The following is a 19,066-nucleotide window of genomic DNA, read 5'->3' on the forward strand; positions in this document are numbered from 1 at the left end:
CTCGCGTATCACCGTCCAAGGATCAGGCTGACATTGCTGCCGCCGAACGCAAACGAATTGCTCATCACGTACTGCGACCCTGCGGCGCGCGGCAGAAAACGCTCGCGCTCGACGAGGTCCAGCACCGGCAGCGCGGGATCGGCATCGCCGTCCCACAGATGACGTGGCAGCGGCACGTTTTCACGCGCCAGCGTCAACCACGCGAAGCCGAGTTCCGTCGCACCCGCGGCGCCGAGCTGGTGACCCGTCAGCGGCTTGGTGCCGCTCGTTGCCACACCGTCGGGGAACACGCGCGCCATCAGCTTCGCTTCCATGTCGTCGTTCTTGCGCGTGGCGGTTGCGTGCAGATTCACATAGCCGATCGACGCAGGCGCGATGCCCGCATCGGCGAGCGCCGCGCGCAGCGCGAGTTCGCCGCCCACGCCTTGCGGGTCGGGCGAGGAAATATGATGGGCGTCGCTCGATTCGCCGGCGCCCGCGAGTCTCACCGCCGCTTCGTCGCGGCTCATCAGGAACACGGCGGCGCCTTCGCCGACGTTGATTCCGCAACGATTGCGGCTCATCGGATTGGAGCGCACGCCGCTGGTCGATTCGAGCGACGCGAAACCCTGCACCGTCAACTCGCAGAGCGAATCGACGCCACCCACCACCACCGCATCGCACAGCCGCAATTGCAGCAGCCGGCGCGCCGACGCAAAAGCTTTCGCGCTCGACGTGCAAGCAGTCGAGATCGTGAACGCCGGCCCGTGCACGCCGAGCGCGGCAGCGGCAAACGGCGCGGCGGTGCCGATCTCCATCTGCCGGTAATTGAAGTTGGCGGGCAAGTCACCGGCTTGGGCCTGATAGACGAATGCGGCCTCGGCCGCTTCGATACCCGACGTGCTGGTGCCGAGCACCACGCCGATCCGATGCGCGCCGTAACGCTCGCGCGCCGCCTCGACGGCGGGCGCGATCTGCGTGAGCGCGGCGAGCAGCAAGCGGTTATTGCGGCAGTCGTAACGCGCGAGCGCGTCGGGCGGCGCCAGATCCAGCGGTGTGAGCACGCGGCCCACAAAGGCCTCGCCGATGCCCGTATGCGCAGTCGCCATGCCGGGCGCGTGAGCCGCGGCGAGCGCCGGGACGATACACTCGAGGTCGCCGCCGAGTGCATTGATCATGCCGAGCGCGTGCAAATAAACTGATGGCGCCTTCATGCGGCCCTCCTTGATTCCGATGGCATGCCGATCGGCGCGAGCAGCACCGACACCGCGATACCGAGCGCGAGCGTGGCGCCGAAGCTCCTCAGCGCGGGCATCGCGCTCATGCCGAGCATGCCGAACGACAGCAGCGTGGTGGCCGCCGACAGCAGCACACCCGTCCACACCGCGCCGAGGTCCGCGTCCGCGCGCAAGCAGCCTTCGCGCAGAAACACGGCATAGTTCGCGCCGACGCCGAGCACCAGCATCAGCGCAAGCCAGTTGAAAAGATTGAGCGGCACGCGGAGGTAACCGAACACCGCGAGTGTCACGCCGACGGCCAGCAGCACGGGCAGCGTCACGGTGATGCCGCCGCGCACGCGGTCGCCCAGGCGGACTTTCTGCCGGGTGCCTCCCAATCCCCCAAGGGGACTTCCTGCGGGGGGGGGGACTTCCTTCGGGGCGTAACGTAGCGTCAGCAAGACGAGCACAAGCGCCAGCGCACCGCCGAGCCACCAGCCGCTATCCACGCGATACTCCCCGAACAGTGCCGACACACTCGCCGCCTTGTCGACAAAGACAACGCCTGGCAGGGCCCGGGCGGTGGCGATCAGCGCGGGTTCGTTCTGCGGTGTCACGCCTTGAGGAATCACGACCGCGGCATAGGCTTTGGCAGCCGAATCGACAACGCCTAGCCACAGATGTTTGTACGGCTGCGACCACGGCGCGGCGAGCCATGTGTCGACCGTCAGCGGCGGCTGCGGTTTCGCGTACGCGGCGAGCCAGGCGTCGGCGACTGCGTCTTTAAAGCCCGCCTGCAGCAAGGTGGCACGCAATGCCGCGGGGTCGTTGAACACGTGCTGCGCGAGCAACGCACGATCTTCGTTTTGCCGTTTCGCCGACGGCACGAATTGCGCCACCGATTGATAGCTGCCAATCTGGTTCGCCGTGCCGTTCAACCCGTCCAGCTTCGCGCCCAGCGCTTCGGCCCGTTGTAAAACAATTTCCGGCGTTTCGCCGCGCACCACAAAAAACTGCGTGCTGTTATCGACGCCGACCGCCGCGCGCACCTTGTCTTCCTGCGCGACCAGCGACGGATCACGCTCGATCAGCAGATGGATATCGTCATCGCTCGTCAGACGCAGCCAGCCGGGAATCGCCACGACCAGCAACAGCGCGGCAACGAACCACGCGCGCTTACCGCCGATCGCGCGATGCCATGCCGTCAGCAAACGTGCCGCGCCGGCGAACACACGCTGCGGGCTGTGCTTCGGTGCGCGCGTGAGCAGCGCGGGCAACAGCCACAGCACGGAAGCAAACGCGGTCACAATGCCGACCATTGCGAAGCACGCAATCTGCTTGAGCGCGGGAAACGGCACCCACGTGAGGATCGCGTAGCCCAGCAAGCTGGTGGCAAGCGCCACCGTCAAGGCCGGACGCACGGCGCGCGCACCACGCCGCGCGTCCCAATCGCGCCCGGCACCGAGATAGACCACGAAATACTGAATCGAATAATCGACCGCTTCGCCGATCAGGCTTGCGCCGAACACGAGCGTCAACAGATGCAGTTTGCCGAACACCAGCATCGTCACCGCGAGCGCGCAGACAATGCCGAGCGCCGTCGAAACGAAGCCGAGCACGAGGAGACGCGGCGAGCGGAACACCCACATCATCAACAACGCAATCCCGCACAGCGATGCGACACCGATCAGATGCACCTCGCGTTCCGATGCGCTGCGGGCCGATTCCGCGTAGAACACCGCCCCTGTTCTCGCGACTAGGACGTCGGGGAATGCCTGCTTCAACGCGCTTTCGCCCTGTGCTATTGCGGCGAGCACGGCGTGTTGCGTCTTCGTTTCGTAGGCGGAGCCCGGCAGCGTGGCGACGATCAGCACGCTGGTAGCGAGGCCGCGATGCGACACCAGCATGTTGTCTTCGAGTTCCAGATTCGACGTGGCGAGCGGCACATCTCCTAGCCAGTGTTCGAGCCAGCCGAACGGATCGTCGGCGAGCGGTGTGGTCAGGCCGCCGCGTAACGGGCTGTAGATACGTTGGGCGAGCGCGTCATGCAGCGTGGTGCTTGTAGCGCCGCTCGCGAGCGCTTCGCGATCGGCAGGCGCCAGCAGACCGAAGCGATACGGCATGTATAACGCAGCGATCTGTGACAGATCGAACGGCGGCAACTCCGCCGTCACTGAACCGAACGCCCCGCTCTTCTGCAGTGACGCGCCGAGTTGTTTCGCTGCCGCTTTCGCATGCGCGCCGTCGTTGCTGGTGACGAGAAAAACCGTGCGGTCGCCGAGCGCGCTCGCCAGCGTATCGACCGCCTTTTCGGCGACCGGATCCGCTTCGGTGGCGGGGAGCAAAGCCAGCAGATCGGTCTGTAGGGGTGACGGTCCTGCGAAACGCCACCCGCAATACAGCGCCGCGACGAGCGCGAGCAGCAACCACGCGGCAAGCATGCCCCACGTCTGTTTCGCGGACCGCTGTTGCAGCACCTGCATTACGGCGCTCCGAGCAAGCTGCGCTCAGCCGGCGTCGGCTCGGTCACCGCCGCGCTCTTCGCAAAGTCGAGCTTCGTGATGTCGCCGTTCGCGAGCGTGATGCGCAAGCTCTGCAGATAGTCGCCGCCCTTCATCTGCAAGCCTTTGATCGACTGCGCGATCTGCGGCTGGTTCGGCGTGAGTTGCATATGCCACTGCGCGGCGCTGCCTTCGGCCTCTACGTCGAATTGCGAGTACAGCGCCGACAGGTCGCCGCCGAGCATCGCGCGCATCATCTTCGAGACCTGCGCGACGCCGCGCGTGCCTTGCGCGCCGTGGGTCGTCACGCGCTGCCCGTTGGCGTTCACCTCGGCGACGCCCGCATCGGTGATGACATAGGTGGCTTTGTACGGCGTGTCGATTTGCCAGATCACGCCGCGCTCACGGAAGAACAGCAACGACCCGGTGCTGACGAGCGGTTGCTTCATCGCGGCGAGTGTCTGCGTTTGTGTGAATTGCGCGCGAACACCCTTGGCTTGCGCGAGGTGCGCGGCGATTTGCGAAACCAGTGCCGGGTTGCCCGCGGACGGCGCGGCTTCAGCCGCCGACGCTGCCGCCGGCCACGCCGCCACGCTTGATACGCTCAATACGGTCAGTGCGCTTAGCGTCGTGCCTAGCGCGAGCAATCCGCCCGCTGCCACACCGCGGAAATTCATCGTCCCCATACGCGCTCCAGCTTTTCGAAAACGACCGGCGGCGAGACGAACTGCAATTCCTGCGTTGCGGCGTCGACCGCGACCTGGATCGTGTAGCCCTTCGTCAGCCGTGTGCCGGATGCGCAATCGACAATTTCGTAGCCTATTTTCAGGCGGTTTTCATGTTCGAGCAGTTGCGTGCGCACCTCGATCGCCTGACCGTAGGTCGCCGGGCGGACATACTTCAGATGCGCCTCGACGATCGGCCACAGGTAGCCCGAGGCCTGCATTTTGCGGTAGTCGTAATCGAAGACGCGCAGCAGCGCCGCACGACCGATCTCGAAGTACTTCAGATAGTGGCCGTGCCAGCACACGTTCATCGCGTCGACGTCGTGAAACGGCACTTCGACGGTCGCGCTTGCGGTCAGCACTTTAGAGGAAGCTGTCATGCGTTCGAGCCTCCGCGATAATCGCTCACCAAATCGCACGCGGCGATGCGCGCGGTCAGTGCGCGCAGATCGCTTTCCAGAGCGCGATCTTCGTCGACGAACGGCGATTGCGCCGTCACGCTGTCAATGAAGGCTTGCAGCGGCGCAGGCATCGGTGTGGCGCTATCGATCTTCAACCGCAGACGCGCGGCTTGCACCGTCGCGAGCGTATGCGCGGCGGCAACCTGCTCGGTCAATTCCAACACGCGCAAACAGTCGCGCGCGGCGATCGTGCCCATGCTGACCTTGTCCTGATTGTGCGCCTCGGTCGAACGCGAGAAAACGCTTGCCGGCATCGTGTTCTTCAACGCTTCGGCGGTCCACGCAGAGGACGAAATCTGCACGGCCTTGAAGCCGTGATTGATCGCCGCACGCGCGGGCGCGGCGCCCGACAGATTGCGCGGCAAGCCGTTGTTGAAATTCACGTCGACCAGCAGCGCGAACTGCCGGTCCATCAGATCGGCGAGATTGGCGACCGCGACTTTCAGCGAGTCCATTGCGAACGCGATATGGCCGCCGTAAAAGTTGCCGCCGTGCAGCACGCGTTCGTTGTCGGGATCGATCAACGGGTTGTCGTTCGCGCTGTTCAGTTCGTTCTCGACATCGCGCCGCACCCACGACAAGGCGTCACGCGCGACACCAATCACATGCGGCGCGCAGCGAATCGAATAACGGTCTTGCAGACGATGCCCCGGCGTATCGTCGCGCCCGGAAAGATCGTCGCGAATCCATGCGGCGGCTTCGGCCTGGCCGGCGTGCGGTTTCACTTCGAACAGCATCGCGTCGAAGTGCGCGGCGCGGCCGTCGAGTGCAACGGTAGAGAGCGCCGTGAGACGGGCGGTAAGCCGCGTCAGATGATCGGCCCGCGCGAACGCGAGACAGGCGAGGCCCGTCATCACCGCGGTGCCGTTCATCAGCGCGAGGCCTTCTTTCGGCGCGAGCGTCAATGGCGCTTGACCGAGTTCGGTCCACACTTCACGCACGTGGCGCAAGCGGTCTTCGAACATCACATCGCGTTCGCCCGCCAAGGCCGCGGCCACATAGGAGAGCGGCGTCAGATCGCCGCTTGCGCCAACCGAGCCTTCCGACGGAATACGCGGTAACACGCGATGATTGATCAGATCGGCAAGGCGTTCGAGCAACACGGGGCGCACGCCGGAAAAACCGTAGGCCAGCGAGTTGAGCCGCGCGGCGATCACCGCGAGCGTTTGCGCGTCGTCGAGATACTGGCCCATGCCGCAGCCGTGATAACGGGTCAGTTGCAACGGCAAGGCTTCGACGAGTTCCATCGGCACATCGACCACGCAGGCGTCGCCGTAGCCGGTGTTGACGCCGTACACGGTCGCGCCCGCCGCCAGATGCCGGCGCAGAAAATCCGCGCCGCGCTGGATGCGCGCGCGCCACGCCGGATCGGCGCTCAACGCAACCGGCGCACGATGCTGCGCGATCGCGACGACCTCTTCGATCGTCAGCTTGCGGCCACCGATGGTCACCGCCGCCGCATTTGCGCGGGTGTTCTCATTGACGCTGACGTCCGGCGCTTCGATCAGATCATGTTCGGCCATGCGTGCCTCGCTTGGGGCTGGCCCAGAAATCGAAGAAATTGAACCATTGATAAGGTGCCTTGCGGCAATAGTGTTCGAGCCGCGCCGCGTAACGCTGCGCCCACGCGGCGAGATGCTGCGCGCGTTCGCGGCGCGGCAACTCGATACGCTCGGCGAACGGCTCGAAGTACAGACGATAACCGTCTTGCTCTTTCAGGCAGAAGAACAGGTAGACCGGACAGCCCAGCGCATGCGCAAGCACGTAAGGGCCTTGCGCGAACGGCGCCGTCGATCCTAGAAATTGCGCTTCTGTCGTGCGGCCGGCTTCGTGAGCCGGCACGCGATCGCCGACGATCACCAGCAACTCGCCCGCGTCGACGCGCTCCTGCATCATCATCGCGGTCTCGGGCCCGAAGTCGCTGACTTCGAGCAGACGCCGCGCGAACTCGCTATTGGCCGAGGCCAGCACGCTATTGAAGCGCCGCGCGTGTTCGGTGTAGACCACGGCCGTGACTTTGGCGTAGGCGCCCTGCGCGGCGAGCGCGCGGGTCATTTCCAGATTGCCCAGATGCGCGCCGATGACGAGCGCGCCCTTGCCGCTTGCAACCAGGGCTTCGAATGCCGAAGGATCCTCGAACTTGACGTCGGCGTTGTTGACACGGCCGGACCATGCAGCGAGCTTGTCGAAGCCCGATTGCGCGAACGCCAGCATGTGGCGATAGGCGGACAGCCAACCCGGGCGCGGCGTATCGCCATGCGGCGCGGTCTCGCCAAGACGCGTGAAGTAGTTGTTCGACGCCTCGCGCGCGGCGCGGCCCGTCAGCAGAAAATACGCGACGACCGGATGCAGCCAGAGCGCGGTGAAACGGCGGCCGAACAGCTTGCAACTGAGCGCGAGCAACGACATGCCCAGATGGCTGCCGCGTTCGGCGATACGCCACCAGTCCTGGGGGCCCTGTTCGGGTTGGTCAGCTTGCTTGCCCGGTTCGCGATGGTTGCTCCGCTTGCCCGCTTCGCTTGCGATGACCGGGCGGCGCGGCATCGCTTTGTGCGCGAGCAGCATCGGCAGACGCCACAGCATGCCGAATACAAGACGCGTGTGAGTGCGGCTGATGCGCACGTTGTCCCACAGCACGTCGAAATGCGAGACGCCATCACTGGCGTAAGTGACGCGCGTCGGGATCGAGCGGAACGCTGCGCGCCGCCAATGAAGGCGCACGAGAATTTCAATGTCGAAGTCCATGCGCGTCGGCAGTTGCACGCTGTCGATCAGCTCGCAGGCCAGCGCAAGCGGATACAGACGGAAGCCGCACATCGAATCGCGAATTGTCAGCGAGAGCGTTTCGATCCACACCCACACGTGGGTCAAATAACGGCCGTAGAGGCGCGACTTCGGCACGCTCTCGTCGTAGACCGGACGGCCGAGGATCACTGCGCCCGGTTCGGCTTGCGCGGCCTGGATAAAACGCGGCACGTCTGTCGCGTCGTGCTGGCCATCGGCGTCGATCTGCAAGCCATGCGTGTAACCCGCAGCGCGCGCGGCGCGCAATCCCGCCATGACCGCCGCGCCCTTTCCACCGTTGACCGGCAAGCGCAGCAGCTTGAGCTGCTCCGCGTACCGTTGCGCAAGCGCGGCGAGCACCTGCTGGGTCGCCGCATCGCTGCCGTCGTCGACGACCAGGATCGGCAAGCCGTGCACCGCGAGATGGGCGACGGTCGCGCCGATCGCGTCCTTGTGGTTGTAAATCGGAATGACGATGCACGGGGCGAAGCTCATCACGCGGGCTCCCGATACACGATCACGCCGGATGCGCATTCGCGGCCGCTCAACCGGTACGCGAACTGCACGCGCCGACGCTCGGCGTCGTGTGCAAGCGTGAGATTCAGCACCGCGCCCGGCGACACCGGCGCCATGAATTTGAGCCGGTCGATCGATGCGAGCCTACGTACAGCCGGCAGCTGTTCGGCGGCCAGACGCATGGCCCAGTGCACCTGGACCACACCCGGCAGAATCGGCAGACCGGGGAAGTGGCCGGCGAAATGCACGAGCGTCGGCGGCACGCGAAGTTCGTAGTGCAGCGTGTCGGCGCTGCGCGCTTCGGCGAGCACTTCCACGCCGTCGGTACGCGGCTCGAAAGCCGCGGCGACGGCGGCCACCGGCAGTTTGCCGCGCGCGTCGAACGGCAAGGTGAGGCGAAAACGCCAATGACGCGGCAGCACCACCACATCGAAATACGCAGCGAGGTGCCGGCGCAGGGTTTGCGCGAGCCGCACGCGGCCCTCGTCGCGCAATGCCGCACTCCCCGCTTCGGTCAGGGCCACCACGGCGCCGACGCGCTCGCGCGAGGCGCCTTCCAACGGCACGATCGCCGCTTGCGCGACAAACGGATGCCGCGCGAGACGCGCTTCGAGCTCCGGCAACGACACGCGCTTGCCGTCGAGTTTGAGCACGCGATCGAGCCGGCCTTGCAGGCGGAAGCGGCCGTTTGCGTCGAACGCGATTTTGTCGTCGGTGCGATGCCAGCCGGTGTGATCGAGGTGCGGCGAGCGAACGTTCAGCGCCCCGTCTTCGTCGCGGCGTACTTCGATGCCGGCCACCGGCTGCCAGGCATCGGTCTGATCCTGACGCCGCCACGCGATGCCGCCGGTTTCCGTGCTGCCGTAAATTTCGAGCGGCGCGGCGCCATACGCTGCGGCGTATTCCCGCGCGGTTTCCAGCGCGAGCGGGCCGCCGGAAGAAAAGAATGCGCGCGGCGCCGGCGTCAACGCGGCGAAGCCAGGCAACGCGGGCCAACGCGACAATTGCGCGGGCGTCGAGACGACCACCGTCGCGCCGTCATGCTCGATCTGCGTTTGCAAATGCAAGGGCTCGATGCTGATCGCGCGGTCGAACGCACGGCCCGCGGCAAGCGGCCACAACACGCGAAACAGCAAACCGTAGATGTGGTGATGCGGCACGCTCGCGAGCATCGTCGCGTCGCCGACCAACGCGCCCCACTGCTTTTCGAGCGTATGCACTTCGGCGTTGAACTGTGCGAGCGTCTTGCGGATCGGCTTCGGTACACCGCTGCTGCCCGACGTGTAGAGCGTCAACGGGGCTTGCGGATCGATTGAGTAAGCGGCGCTTTGCGTGCGCGTGATATCTCGCCCATAGGGCGGCAAGTCCGCGTCGGTCAGCACGGCGTCGTATGCGTCGGCGAGATCGGCCAGATAACCTGGCGTCGCATTGGCCGGAATCACCGGCTCCTTGCCACATGCGAACAGCGCAAACAGCGCACAGGCGAAATCGAACGGATCGTCGACGCACAACGCGTAGCGTTGCGCGGTTTGCGTTCGGATCAGCGCGACCAGTGCCGCAACCCGCTCGCGAAACGCGGCGCTATCGAGCATCACGGCGCCGTCGCGGCACACTGGGGCGTTCACACCAGCGGCCTCTTGGGCCGCCGACAACACATCATGCAACGCGATCATGCCGCCTCCGAACGCGCGGCTCGCGGCAGCACCACCAGATAACGCCAGATGACCTCGGCCACCAGCAGCACGCCGATCAGCCCATAGGCGATCGCGCCGTTATAGAGCGACCAGTTCGCGCGGCTCCAGTACAGCGCCGTATAAGCGGAGAAGGCGCCGTTCACCGCGAAGAACACGCACCACACCTGCGTCACGCGCCATGTATGACGCACCGCGCCCGGCGGCAGATCCGGATTGCCGAGCCTCGCAAATTTTTCGATCATCGACGGCCCGCGCACGAGCGTCGCGCCGAACGCGATCAACAGGCCCAGATTGACGAGCGACGGATAGAGGCGCAACAGCAGCTCGCTGTTGGTGAACACGATCGCCGCCGAGGCGCAGCTCAGCAAGCCGACCACGGTCCAATCGATCGTGGAGAGCCGACGCAACGAGGTCGCGACCGGCCCGCTGCCGGCCCAGCGTTGCAGCCACAGGATCGCAAACAGCATGCAGCCGACATAGCGCGGCGTGTCCCAGCGCCAGGCGCACAGAATCAACGCGGGATACGCGAGTTTCAACACGACCTGCAACACCGTTTTGGCCCAGTGGCGCCCGGTGCCGGGCGATGCCGCGCCGGGCTGGCTCGCCGCCGCTTGCATTCGCGAGCGCACGGACGGCATCAGCCTTGTGCCGCCAGCAGGGATTCGACCGCGCTGATCACATCGCCGACTGTGCGCACCGACTTGAACTCTTCCGGCTTGATGCGGCGGCCGGTCATTTCCTGCAGTTTGATCGCGAGGTCGACGGCATCGATGCTGTCGAGATCGAGGTCTTCGAACAGATGCGCTTCGGGCGTCACGCGCTCCGGCTCGATCGCGAAGTTCTCTTTGAAAATGGCGCGGATGCGTTCAAGAATCTCTGCCTCGGACACGATTTATTCCCCCTTCTTTGTGGTTTCGTTCGCAGCGTGCGCGGCGTCCCGTTGACTCGCGACCAGCGCGGCCAGCGTGCTGATCGAGCGGAAGTGTTCGCGGGTGCGTTCGTCGTTCGCGGCGATGGTCAGTTGGTATTGTTTGCGCAGCACGATGCCGATCTCGAGCGCATCGATCGAATCGAGACCGATGCCGTCGGTATCGAACAACGGTGCATCGTCGTCGATATCGGCCGGGCTCAGGTCTTCCAGATCGAGGGCTTCGATCAGAAGCTGTTTAATTTCCAGTTTTAAAGAATCCATAGTCGAACAGGTGCTGAGTAATGTGTGCTTCGATGGCGCTAGTCACGCTGCGCGCCGCGAGAGACGGTGTGGAGTCATGGGCCGCAAGCTGCTCGACGCCAATTGGCTCGAGCACGTTCACGCGGATCCGGAAAGCACGCGCCGGCACGTCATACCAGCGCATCTGCTTGGTGAACGCCGGCGGATCGCAATCCATCAGCACCGGCACGATCGGCGCGCCGGCCTTCAACGCCATGTGCGCGAAACCGCGTGAAAACGCGTGCAGCCGGTTCGGTGCGGGGCTGCGCGTGCCTTCGGGAAAAATAATCATCGTGTAGCCTGCCGCGAGCTGCCGCGCGCCGGCTTCGATCAGTTCCGAAGGATCGGCATTGCTGACGTATTCCGCCGAGCGCACGATCCCCCAGAAACACGGGTTGCTCCAGTGTGCATTTTTCACCACGCAACAGGCATGGGGCGTGAGCGACAACAACACCATCACATCGAGGTAAGTCGGGTGATTGGCGACCACGATCGCAGGACCGCCCGCGCGCAGCGCCTGCGCGCCCGACACCTCGAGCTCCATCACGCCGATGTACCGTAACACGGCAACCAGCGCGCGGAAAAACCAGTGGATCACGCTTGTCACCACACGCTGCCGCGACGCACGATGCGGCCACAGCCACGCGAGCGGGAACACCAGCACCGAGAACAGTACGCCGCAAATGCCGAACACGACGAAGGCCATGCCCGTCGCGCAGAATCGCCAAAGGTAATCAAGCCGCGCGTTCATGCCAGCTCCAATGCCAGGCGGCGCCGGCGCCCTGCCAAACCGCGGGCCGGCCTGTTTCCAGGCTGTGCAGCAGCGCCTGGCTCTGGGTCGAGAAGCTTTCGTCCGGGCTTGCCTCGCTTGCCCGATCTGCGTGGCTCGCCTGCTGCCCGTCCTCTGCAGCCTCCAGCCCACCCGCGCCCGACAGCGTGCAGATCAACTGCCCCGCTGCCGTTTCGCCGTTCAGCAGGATCGCGATCGCGCCACCCTGCACTTCATCTTCAATCGTGCCGTACGCCGGATCGGCCGGTTCGTCGGCATATACCACCAGCACCGGCGAGTCCGGCTGGGTCGCGTATTGTGCGTACGCTTCCAGCAATGCGTAGCCGAGCGTCTCAGCGCCGGCCGAGATCGCACTGGCCGCGGAACGGTCGCTGCGCGCGATGCCGAACACGCCGGTCATTGCGTTCAGCACCGACAGGCTGAAAGCGGTCGGCGAGACCGGCTCGCCCGCGCTGATGGTGCGCAGGATGTCCGTGGTGCGTCGCAATTCGCCGTGGCGCGAGGCGAACACGACCCGTACCTCGTTTTGCGCCACGCAATCGTGCGCGACCTTCAGGGCGACTCTGGACAACGTGCTCAGGCGACGCCGCACGATTGGCTCGATAAAGCCAATATCGGGTGCGGCGGATGCGGCAGCAGGCCAGCTAGACCAGCGAGCGACCGGAATGGTCCAGTGCAGATCGGGCATATCGGTGTTCGCACGTAGAAGCGAGGAAAGGCTGAGGGCGCCCGGCGGAATACACAGCCGTCAACAGCGGGTGCGCGCCGCGCGGAACGGCAATCTCCAGCCGGGGGTCAATCCAACTTATATATAGGGTTCAGCAAATTAACGGCACCTGGCCCCGATTATTTAGGCGCCTTTGCTAATTAGTCTGATGGATTGTCTCGGGCTCCCTATGGTCGCCGGAATCATACTGAATATTCTGGATTAAATCAGCCACAAAAGACGTATCCATCTGTATCCGTATCACCAGTGCGACGGAGGACTGGACAGCGTGAGAGGACCGGCCTGGCGGCCCTTGCACATCCCCCGATAGGGTCGGAAAGCCGCTGCGGCGCGCTTTGCGGGCGCGTCAAACGCTGCGGCATTCACAAATACGCCCCAATACTTTCATTTAACTTTCCAATCAAGTGTTTCAGTTCGGAACATTTCAATGAATTTCCCGACGCGCGGCGTGGCTCACGCGAATTGAAAGGCAAAACGGCCCGGCAGAGATGACTTGCCGGGCCGTTTTTTGCGCCGCAGCGGCGCCGTTGCGGGCACCGCCTGCTGCTTCCCGCCGACCGCCTGTCACCTATTGCCGGCAGCAGGCTGCGTGCGGCTCACTGCACAACTTTTGCACCTGGCGCCGTGACCGGCGCGGGCGCGGCGCCGTTTCGATCCACTTCGTTCGACGTCCCGCCATTCTTGTCGACTGGAATCTTCACGGTATGCACCACACCGTTGCCGAGCGGGAAATCGGCCAGCGCGCTGCGGGCCAGATACGGCATGGCCCTCACCAGCGACGACTCGCCGCCGGAGTTGCGCGCCGTCACGTTGTAGACCTCCTTGCCTGAAGCACGCTCGGTGATCCGCACGCCAAGCAGGTGCGTGAAGACCGGGTAGCTTTGATTCACGTAGGCGGTGGGAAACGGCCCCATCGGGCCCCACGGACCCCACGGGTCGAATGGGCGCCCCCAGTAAGGCGCCGGCCAGGGGTTGTAATAGACCGGCTGCGCGACCGTCACCATGTCCGAGCGAATCCCATACGACAGCCCGACGAGATAGCGCGCCTGGGAAGCGTCGACCTGACGGAATGCGTGCGTGGCGAGTTCGTTGCCGACGAGGCGCTCGTAGGTGGTGAGTTCGAGATTGTTCTGCTGATCCGCCGCCCGCGTGAACGCATAGGTACGGGTGGCATCATTGCCGCTCCAGTCGGAGAACGCGGTGACCTGGGTGGTCACGTAGGTCGTGCAGCCTGACAGCAGCACCGTCAGCGTCGCCAGCAGCAGCGTGGCGCGGCGGGTCCATCGATCGATTTTCATGGTCTACCTCTTGTTGCCTGTTATCGCCAGTCTTGACCGGGTTCGTTTCTGAGCAGCCATTCCCGTGCAGGGCGCCCGATAATACGCTGACCGGGCGATTCGGTAAAAAGTTCGCTCCGCACGATCCGCCGAGGCTTTGTACAATGGCTCGACACGCCCGGCTCGCGCGCGAGAAGCGCACGTGCCGGCTCGAGTTCCATTACTACAGAACGCCATGGCCGATACCGCAACGCCCAATGTGATCCGCCGCGCCGATTACGCGCCGCCCGCCTTCCTGATCGAAACCGTCGCACTGGAGTTCGATCTGGTCCCCGAACGCACCGTCGTCAGGAACACGATGCGCGTGCGCCGCAATCCGGAAGCGTCGCGCGCCGCGCATCTCGAACTGATGGGCGAACAACTTGAATTCGTCAGCGCCGCGATCGATGGAACGCCCTTCGCCAACGCACATGCGCACGAGCACGGCCTCACGCTCGACAACGTGCCGGACACCTTCGAACTCACGCTAACCAGCCTCTGCAATCCGGCGGAAAACACCACACTGTCGGGCCTGTATGTGTCGGGCGGCAACTTCTTCACGCAGTGCGAGGCCGAGGGCTTTCGCCGTATTACCTACTTCCTCGACCGCCCTGACGTGATGGCGACTTACACGGTCACGCTGCGTGCCAGCAAGACCGATTATCCGGTACTGCTGTCGAACGGCAATCTGCTCGAAGAAGGCGATCTGCCGGACGGCCGCCATTTCGCGCGCTGGGAAGATCCGTTCAGAAAGCCAAGCTATCTGTTCGCGCTGGTCGCGGGCAAGCTGGTGGCGCTGGAAGAACGCGTGAAGAGCGGCTCGGGCAAGGAAAAGCTGCTGCAGGTGTGGGTCGAACCGAACGATCTGGACAAGACGCGCCACGCAATGGATTCGCTGATCAACTCGATCCGCTGGGACGAAGCGCGCTTCGGACTCGAACTGGATCTGGACCGTTTCATGATCGTCGCGGTGAGCGACTTCAACATGGGCGCGATGGAGAACAAGGGGCTCAACATCTTCAACACGAAGTACGTGCTGGCGAACCCCGAAACGGCCACGGACACTGACTTCGCGAACATCGAGGCGGTGGTCGGCCATGAGTATTTCCACAACTGGACCGGCAATCGCGTAACGTGCCGCGACTGGTTTCAGCTAAGCCTGAAAGAAGGCCTGACGGTGTTCCGCGATCAGGAATTCTCAGCCGACATGGCCGGCGGCCAGAGCAATGGTGGGGACGAAGCCGCGCGCGCCACCAAGCGTATCGAGGACGTGCGCGTGCTGCGCCAGATGCAGTTCGCCGAAGACGCAGGTCCGATGGCGCACCCGGTGCGCCCGGAAAGCTACGTCGAGATCAACAACTTCTACACGATGACGGTGTACGAGAAGGGCTCCGAAGTCGTACGGATGTATCAGACGCTGTTCGGCCGCGACGGTTTCCGCAAGGGCATGGATCTGTACTTCAAGCGCCATGACGGCCAGGCCGTGACCTGCGACGATTTCCGTCACGCGCTTGCCGATGCGAACGGCCGCGATCTCGCGCAATTCGAGCGTTGGTACAGCCAGGCCGGCACACCGCGCGTGTCCGTGCGCGCGAAGTACGACGCCGCGCAGCAACGCTACAGCGTGACGCTCACACAAGGTTATGGCGAAGGCGCGCCGGCCGCGCGCGAAACGCAAAAGGGCCCACTGCTGATTCCGTTCGCGATCGGTTTGATCGGCAAGGACGGTGTGGACCTGCCGCTGCAGCTGGAAGGCGAAGCGAAGGCTTCTGCCTTCACCACACGCGTGCTCGAATTCACGCAGACCGAGCAGACCTTCACGTTCGTCAACGTCGCGCAAGAACCGCTGCCGTCGCTGCTGCGTAATTTCTCGGCGCCCGTGATCGTCGAATACGACTATTCAGCCGACCAGCTCGCGTTCCTGCTCGCCCATGACAGCGATCCGTTCAACCGCTGGGAAGCCGGTCAACGGCTCGCCACGCGCGAGCTGCTGACGCTCGCCGGACGCGCCGCCACTGGCGTGCCCTTGCAAGTCGACGACTCGGTGGTCGCCGCGTTCGCCCGCGTGCTGACCGACACGTCGCTCTCGCCTTCTTTCCGCGAACTGGCGTTGATGCTGCCGTCTGAAGCGTATCTGGCGGAGCAGATGGCCGAATCGAATCCGGCAGCCGTGCATGCGGCACGGCAATTCGTGCGCAAGCGCCTCGCGAACGCGCTCAAGAAGGACTGGCTCAAGGTGTATGAACAGCACCGCACGCCGGGCGCGTATGAAGCGACGCCTGAGGCTTCCGGTCATCGTGCGTTGAAGAATCTCGCGCTGTCGTATCTCGCGGAACTGGACGATCCGGCTGAAGCCGTGCGTCTCGCATCCGCCCAGTACGACGTCGCCAACAACATGACCGACCGCGCGGCGGCGCTCTCGGCGTTGCTCAATGCAGCGGCGGCAAATGGCGGCAGCGTCGAGGCGCAGCAGGCGCTGGACGACTTCTACCGGCGCTTCGAAAAGGAACCGCTTGTCATCGACAAATGGTTCGCTTTGCAGGCCACGCAGCGGGGCAGCGCGCAACGTCCGGTGATCGACATCGTGCGCAAGTTGATGGCACACCCGGCGTTCAACCTGAAGAACCCGAACCGCGCGCGCTCGCTGATTTTCAGCTTCTGCGCGGCGAACCCGGCGCAGTTTCACGCCGAAGACGGATCGGGTTACGCCTTCTGGGCCGACCAGGTGATCGCGCTCGACATTATCAATCCGCAAGTGGCCGCCCGCCTCGCCCGCTCGCTGGAACTGTGGCGCCGCTTCACGCCGACGCTGCGCGACGAGATGCGCGCGGCCCTGGAGAAAGTGGCCTCGCAGGTGAAATCGCGCGACGTGCGCGAGATCGTGGAGAAGGCGCTGGCGTAACGCTTGTCCCAAAGCGCCTCAAGCGTCGAAAAGCCGGCACGTGTTGCCGGCTTTTTTTCGTCCTGAGTTTTGCCCGGAATCGGCTGCCCGACAGCAACGTTAGCCATCTGGACGACTGTTCGGATCACTTTGGCAGGGTGAAAGTAAACACATTCACTTAACGGTTTACGTTTAACGCTACGCGTTATATCATTCTATGATCACGACATTCGGCGACAAGGCTACAGCGAGAATCTTTCAGGGCAAGTTTGTGCATTCACTGCCGCTTCATATGCAGGCGCTCGCACGCCGCAAGCTGCTGATGATCGACGCCGCCCACTCCATTCACAGCCTGCACGCGCCGCCCGGCAACCGGCTCGAAGCTTTGCAGGGGCAGCGCAGCGGGCAATGGAGTATTCGCATCAACGCGCAATGGCGCATCTGTTTTCATTTTGTCGACGGCGAAGCGCTGAATGTCGAGATTGTCGACTATCACTGATTATTGGGAGACCGGCATGGTCATCAAACGCTCCGATCTGAACAGCATCGATTTCTCGGACATCGACACGGGCGAAAGCATCCCGGAGATCCATCCGGGCGAGATTCTCCGTTGCGAGTTCCTCGAACCGCTTGGCATGTCCGTCAATGCGCTCGCACTTGCGCTTCGCGTACCGGCGCCGCGCATTAACGACGTCGTGCGCGGCAAGCGCGCCATCTCGGCCGATACCGCTCTGCGGCTCGAGCGCTACTTCGGCGCGAGCGCGCAGTTCTGGCTGAACCTGCAGATCGCCTACGACCTGCGCATCGCCACCGCGGCAGCCGGCGAGCAGATCGAACGCGAAATCGAGCCGATGCCCAAGGCAAACCGGCCGAAAATGCCGAAAATCTCGGCCGAACACGTCCGTGCCGCCGCGCTCGCCACCAGCCTGAGCGGCAACGTCACGGCCCTCAAGGGGCGCCGCAAAGCCTGAATTTGGCCACGCAATGCAACACCTGGCGACACGACCGCACGCCCTTCCGTCTCAAAAGCACGGGGCCGACACAACGAGCGGTTAAAATCGAGACATTCCTCAAGCCCCTGGAGTACAGCAATGGCTTTGCAACGTCGTACCACTCTCACGAAGTACCTGATCGAGCAGCAGCGCGAGACCAACAACCTGCCGGCCGACCTGCGCCTTTTGATCGAAGTCGTCGCGCGCGCGTGCAAGGCGATCAGCTACCACGTCAGCAAGGGCGCGCTGGGCGATGCACTCGGCACGGCGGGCAGCGAGAATGTCCAGGGCGAAGTGCAGAAGAAGCTCGACATTCTGTCGAACGAAATCCTGCTCGAAGCGAATGAATGGGGCGGCAATCTGGCCGGCATGGCGTCCGAGGAAATGGAACAGTTCTTCCCGATTCCGGCCAATTACCCGAAGGGCGAATACCTGCTGGTGTTCGATCCGCTCGACGGCTCGTCGAACATCGACGTCAACGTGTCGATCGGCACCATCTTCTCCGTGCTGCGCTGCCCGGACGGCCAGCAGCCGACCGAACAGTCGTTCCTGCAACCCGGCACGCAGCAGGTCGCGGCGGGTTATGCGGTGTACGGCCCGCAAACCGTGCTGGTGCTGACCACGGGCAACGGCGTGAACTGCTTCACGCTCGACCGCGAACTGGGTTCGTGGGTACTCACGCAAAGCGATATGCGCATTCCGGTGGAAACGGGCGAATACGCGATCAACGCATCGAATGAGCGCCACTGGTATCCACCGGTCGAGCAGTACGTCGGCGAATTGAAGGCCGGCAAAGACGGCCCGCGTCAGAGCGACTTCAACATGCGCTGGATCGCGTCGATGGTGGCCGACGTGCACCGTATCCTGAACCGCGGCGGCATCTTCATGTATCCGGCCGACAAACGCACGCCGGACAAGCCAGGCAAGCTGCGCCTGATGTACGAAGCGAACCCGATGGCTTTTATCGTCGAGCAGGCGGGCGGTGCCGCGACCAACGGCGAGAAGCGCATTCTGGACGTTCAGCCTAAAAGCCTGCACGAGCGTGTGGCGGTGTTCCTCGGCTCGAAGAACGAAGTCGACCGTGTCACACGCTACCATCTCGAAACAAAAAAGTGATTGCAGGGGCTTGCCAAGTTCGTAAAGAACTCCCTATAATCTCGTTTCTCCTGATGCCGGAATAGCTCAGACGGTAGAGCAGCGCATTCGTAATGCGAAGGTCGGGGGTTCGATTCCTCTTTCCGGCACCACAAGATTCAAGCAAAAAGCCCAGTCC

Annotated in this window: 17 protein-coding genes and 1 tRNA gene; 5 read left to right on the plus strand and 13 right to left on the minus strand. The window is 64.0% G+C overall.

Features of this window, described 5'->3' with window-relative positions; all coding sequences use genetic code 11:
• Positions 1–8: 8 nt before the first annotated feature.
• The 13 genes from ACAX43_RS05025 to ACAX43_RS05085 all read right to left on the minus strand — a co-directional run bounded on the left by ACAX43_RS05025 (position 9) and on the right by ACAX43_RS05085 (position 13,902).
• Positions 9–1,193: a beta-ketoacyl-[acyl-carrier-protein] synthase family protein gene (locus ACAX43_RS05025; protein ID WP_370707320.1), complete on the minus strand. Its 1,185-nt coding sequence runs from the start codon at positions 1,191–1,193 to the stop codon at positions 9–11.
• Positions 1,190–3,679, minus strand: a complete 2,490-nt coding sequence (locus ACAX43_RS05030) for an MMPL family transporter (protein WP_370707321.1) — start codon at positions 3,677–3,679, stop codon at positions 1,190–1,192. The genes ACAX43_RS05025 and ACAX43_RS05030 overlap by 4 nt, the downstream gene beginning before the upstream one ends.
• Complete coding sequence (locus tag ACAX43_RS05035) at positions 3,679–4,383, minus strand: outer membrane lipoprotein carrier protein LolA (RefSeq protein ID WP_370707322.1); 705 nt, start codon at positions 4,381–4,383, stop codon at positions 3,679–3,681. The genes ACAX43_RS05030 and ACAX43_RS05035 overlap by 1 nt, the downstream gene beginning before the upstream one ends.
• Positions 4,371–4,802, minus strand: a complete 432-nt coding sequence (locus ACAX43_RS05040; RefSeq protein WP_370707323.1) for an acyl-CoA thioesterase — start codon at positions 4,800–4,802, stop codon at positions 4,371–4,373. The genes ACAX43_RS05035 and ACAX43_RS05040 overlap by 13 nt, the downstream gene beginning before the upstream one ends.
• On the minus strand, positions 4,799–6,406 hold the full coding sequence (gene hutH, locus ACAX43_RS05045; protein ID WP_370707324.1) for a histidine ammonia-lyase: 1,608 nt from the start codon (positions 6,404–6,406) through the stop codon (positions 4,799–4,801). The genes ACAX43_RS05040 and hutH overlap by 4 nt, the downstream gene beginning before the upstream one ends.
• Positions 6,393–8,162, minus strand: a complete 1,770-nt coding sequence (locus ACAX43_RS05050) for a glycosyltransferase (RefSeq protein ID WP_370707325.1) — start codon at positions 8,160–8,162, stop codon at positions 6,393–6,395. The genes hutH and ACAX43_RS05050 overlap by 14 nt, the downstream gene beginning before the upstream one ends.
• On the minus strand, positions 8,162–9,856 hold the full coding sequence (locus ACAX43_RS05055) for an AMP-binding protein (RefSeq protein WP_370707326.1): 1,695 nt from the start codon (positions 9,854–9,856) through the stop codon (positions 8,162–8,164). Before ACAX43_RS05055 ends, ACAX43_RS05050 begins: the two co-directional genes overlap by 1 nt.
• A complete protein-coding gene (locus ACAX43_RS05060) occupies positions 9,853–10,515 on the minus strand; it encodes a hypothetical protein (RefSeq protein WP_370707327.1) in 663 nt (220 codons plus the stop codon). The genes ACAX43_RS05055 and ACAX43_RS05060 overlap by 4 nt, the downstream gene beginning before the upstream one ends.
• Positions 10,515–10,766, minus strand: coding sequence for an acyl carrier protein (locus ACAX43_RS05065; RefSeq protein ID WP_370707328.1), 252 nt, complete (start codon positions 10,764–10,766; stop codon positions 10,515–10,517). Before ACAX43_RS05065 ends, ACAX43_RS05060 begins: the two co-directional genes overlap by 1 nt.
• A gap of 3 nt (positions 10,767–10,769) precedes the next feature.
• Positions 10,770–11,069 (minus strand): phosphopantetheine-binding protein, encoded by a 300-nt coding sequence (locus ACAX43_RS05070; RefSeq protein WP_370707329.1) that lies wholly within the window; start codon positions 11,067–11,069, stop codon positions 10,770–10,772.
• Positions 11,044–11,838: a lysophospholipid acyltransferase family protein gene (locus tag ACAX43_RS05075; protein WP_370707330.1), complete on the minus strand. Its 795-nt coding sequence runs from the start codon at positions 11,836–11,838 to the stop codon at positions 11,044–11,046. The genes ACAX43_RS05070 and ACAX43_RS05075 overlap by 26 nt, the downstream gene beginning before the upstream one ends.
• The gene (locus tag ACAX43_RS05080; RefSeq protein ID WP_370707331.1) at positions 11,822–12,565 is read right to left on the minus strand and encodes a beta-ketoacyl synthase chain length factor; all 744 of its coding nucleotides are present in this window, start codon (positions 12,563–12,565) and stop codon (positions 11,822–11,824) included. The genes ACAX43_RS05075 and ACAX43_RS05080 overlap by 17 nt, the downstream gene beginning before the upstream one ends.
• Positions 12,566–13,200: 635 nt before the next feature.
• The gene (locus ACAX43_RS05085; protein ID WP_370707332.1) at positions 13,201–13,902 is read right to left on the minus strand and encodes a DUF4136 domain-containing protein; all 702 of its coding nucleotides are present in this window, start codon (positions 13,900–13,902) and stop codon (positions 13,201–13,203) included.
• A 214-nt stretch (positions 13,903–14,116) separates the two neighbouring features.
• On the opposite strand from ACAX43_RS05085, the gene pepN reads away from it, so the two are divergent.
• The 5 genes from pepN (at position 14,117) to ACAX43_RS05110 (ending at position 19,040) form a co-directional block, all read left to right on the plus strand.
• On the plus strand, positions 14,117–16,822 hold the full coding sequence (gene pepN, locus ACAX43_RS05090; protein WP_370707333.1) for an aminopeptidase N: 2,706 nt from the start codon (positions 14,117–14,119) through the stop codon (positions 16,820–16,822).
• A 196-nt stretch (positions 16,823–17,018) separates the two neighbouring features.
• The gene (locus tag ACAX43_RS05095) at positions 17,019–17,300 is read left to right on the plus strand and encodes a type II toxin-antitoxin system RelE/ParE family toxin (RefSeq protein WP_370707334.1); all 282 of its coding nucleotides are present in this window, start codon (positions 17,019–17,021) and stop codon (positions 17,298–17,300) included.
• A 16-nt stretch (positions 17,301–17,316) separates the two neighbouring features.
• Positions 17,317–17,772, plus strand: coding sequence for a HigA family addiction module antitoxin (locus tag ACAX43_RS05100; protein ID WP_370707335.1), 456 nt, complete (start codon positions 17,317–17,319; stop codon positions 17,770–17,772).
• A gap of 120 nt (positions 17,773–17,892) precedes the next feature.
• Positions 17,893–18,909 carry a class 1 fructose-bisphosphatase gene (locus ACAX43_RS05105; protein WP_370707336.1) on the plus strand — a complete coding sequence of 339 codons (1,017 nt, stop codon included), beginning with the start codon at positions 17,893–17,895 and terminating at the stop codon, positions 18,907–18,909.
• 55 nt (positions 18,910–18,964) lie between these two features.
• Positions 18,965–19,040: transfer RNA gene (locus tag ACAX43_RS05110), tRNA-Thr, on the plus strand.
• The last annotated feature ends 26 nt before the right edge of the window (positions 19,041–19,066 follow it).

It is taken from the genome of Paraburkholderia sp. IW21 (genome assembly GCF_041321145.1).
Taxonomy (GTDB): domain Bacteria; phylum Pseudomonadota; class Gammaproteobacteria; order Burkholderiales; family Burkholderiaceae; genus Paraburkholderia.

Bases quoted from the DNA above. Each gene is read 5' to 3' on its own strand.
- ACAX43_RS05025 (WP_370707320.1), bottom strand. From the start codon at position 1,193: ATGAAGGCGCCATCAGTTTATTTGCACGCGCTCGGCATGATCAATGCA.
- ACAX43_RS05030 (WP_370707321.1), bottom strand. From the start codon at position 3,679: ATGCAGGTGCTGCAACAGCGGTCCGCGAAACAGACGTGGGGCATGCTT.
- ACAX43_RS05035 (WP_370707322.1), bottom strand. From the start codon at position 4,383: ATGGGGACGATGAATTTCCGCGGTGTGGCAGCGGGCGGATTGCTCGCG.
- ACAX43_RS05040 (WP_370707323.1), bottom strand. From the start codon at position 4,802: ATGACAGCTTCCTCTAAAGTGCTGACCGCAAGCGCGACCGTCGAAGTG.
- hutH (WP_370707324.1), bottom strand. From the start codon at position 6,406: ATGGCCGAACATGATCTGATCGAAGCGCCGGACGTCAGCGTCAATGAG.
- ACAX43_RS05050 (WP_370707325.1), bottom strand. From the start codon at position 8,162: ATGAGCTTCGCCCCGTGCATCGTCATTCCGATTTACAACCACAAGGAC.
- ACAX43_RS05055 (WP_370707326.1), bottom strand. From the start codon at position 9,856: ATGATCGCGTTGCATGATGTGTTGTCGGCGGCCCAAGAGGCCGCTGGT.
- ACAX43_RS05060 (WP_370707327.1), bottom strand. From the start codon at position 10,515: ATGCCGTCCGTGCGCTCGCGAATGCAAGCGGCGGCGAGCCAGCCCGGC.
- ACAX43_RS05070 (WP_370707329.1), bottom strand. From the start codon at position 11,069: ATGGATTCTTTAAAACTGGAAATTAAACAGCTTCTGATCGAAGCCCTC.
- ACAX43_RS05075 (WP_370707330.1), bottom strand. From the start codon at position 11,838: ATGAACGCGCGGCTTGATTACCTTTGGCGATTCTGCGCGACGGGCATG.
- ACAX43_RS05080 (WP_370707331.1), bottom strand. From the start codon at position 12,565: ATGCCCGATCTGCACTGGACCATTCCGGTCGCTCGCTGGTCTAGCTGG.
- ACAX43_RS05085 (WP_370707332.1), bottom strand. From the start codon at position 13,902: ATGAAAATCGATCGATGGACCCGCCGCGCCACGCTGCTGCTGGCGACG.
- pepN (WP_370707333.1), top strand. From the start codon at position 14,117: ATGGCCGATACCGCAACGCCCAATGTGATCCGCCGCGCCGATTACGCG.
- ACAX43_RS05095 (WP_370707334.1), top strand. From the start codon at position 17,019: ATGATCACGACATTCGGCGACAAGGCTACAGCGAGAATCTTTCAGGGC.
- ACAX43_RS05100 (WP_370707335.1), top strand. From the start codon at position 17,317: ATGGTCATCAAACGCTCCGATCTGAACAGCATCGATTTCTCGGACATC.
- ACAX43_RS05105 (WP_370707336.1), top strand. From the start codon at position 17,893: ATGGCTTTGCAACGTCGTACCACTCTCACGAAGTACCTGATCGAGCAG.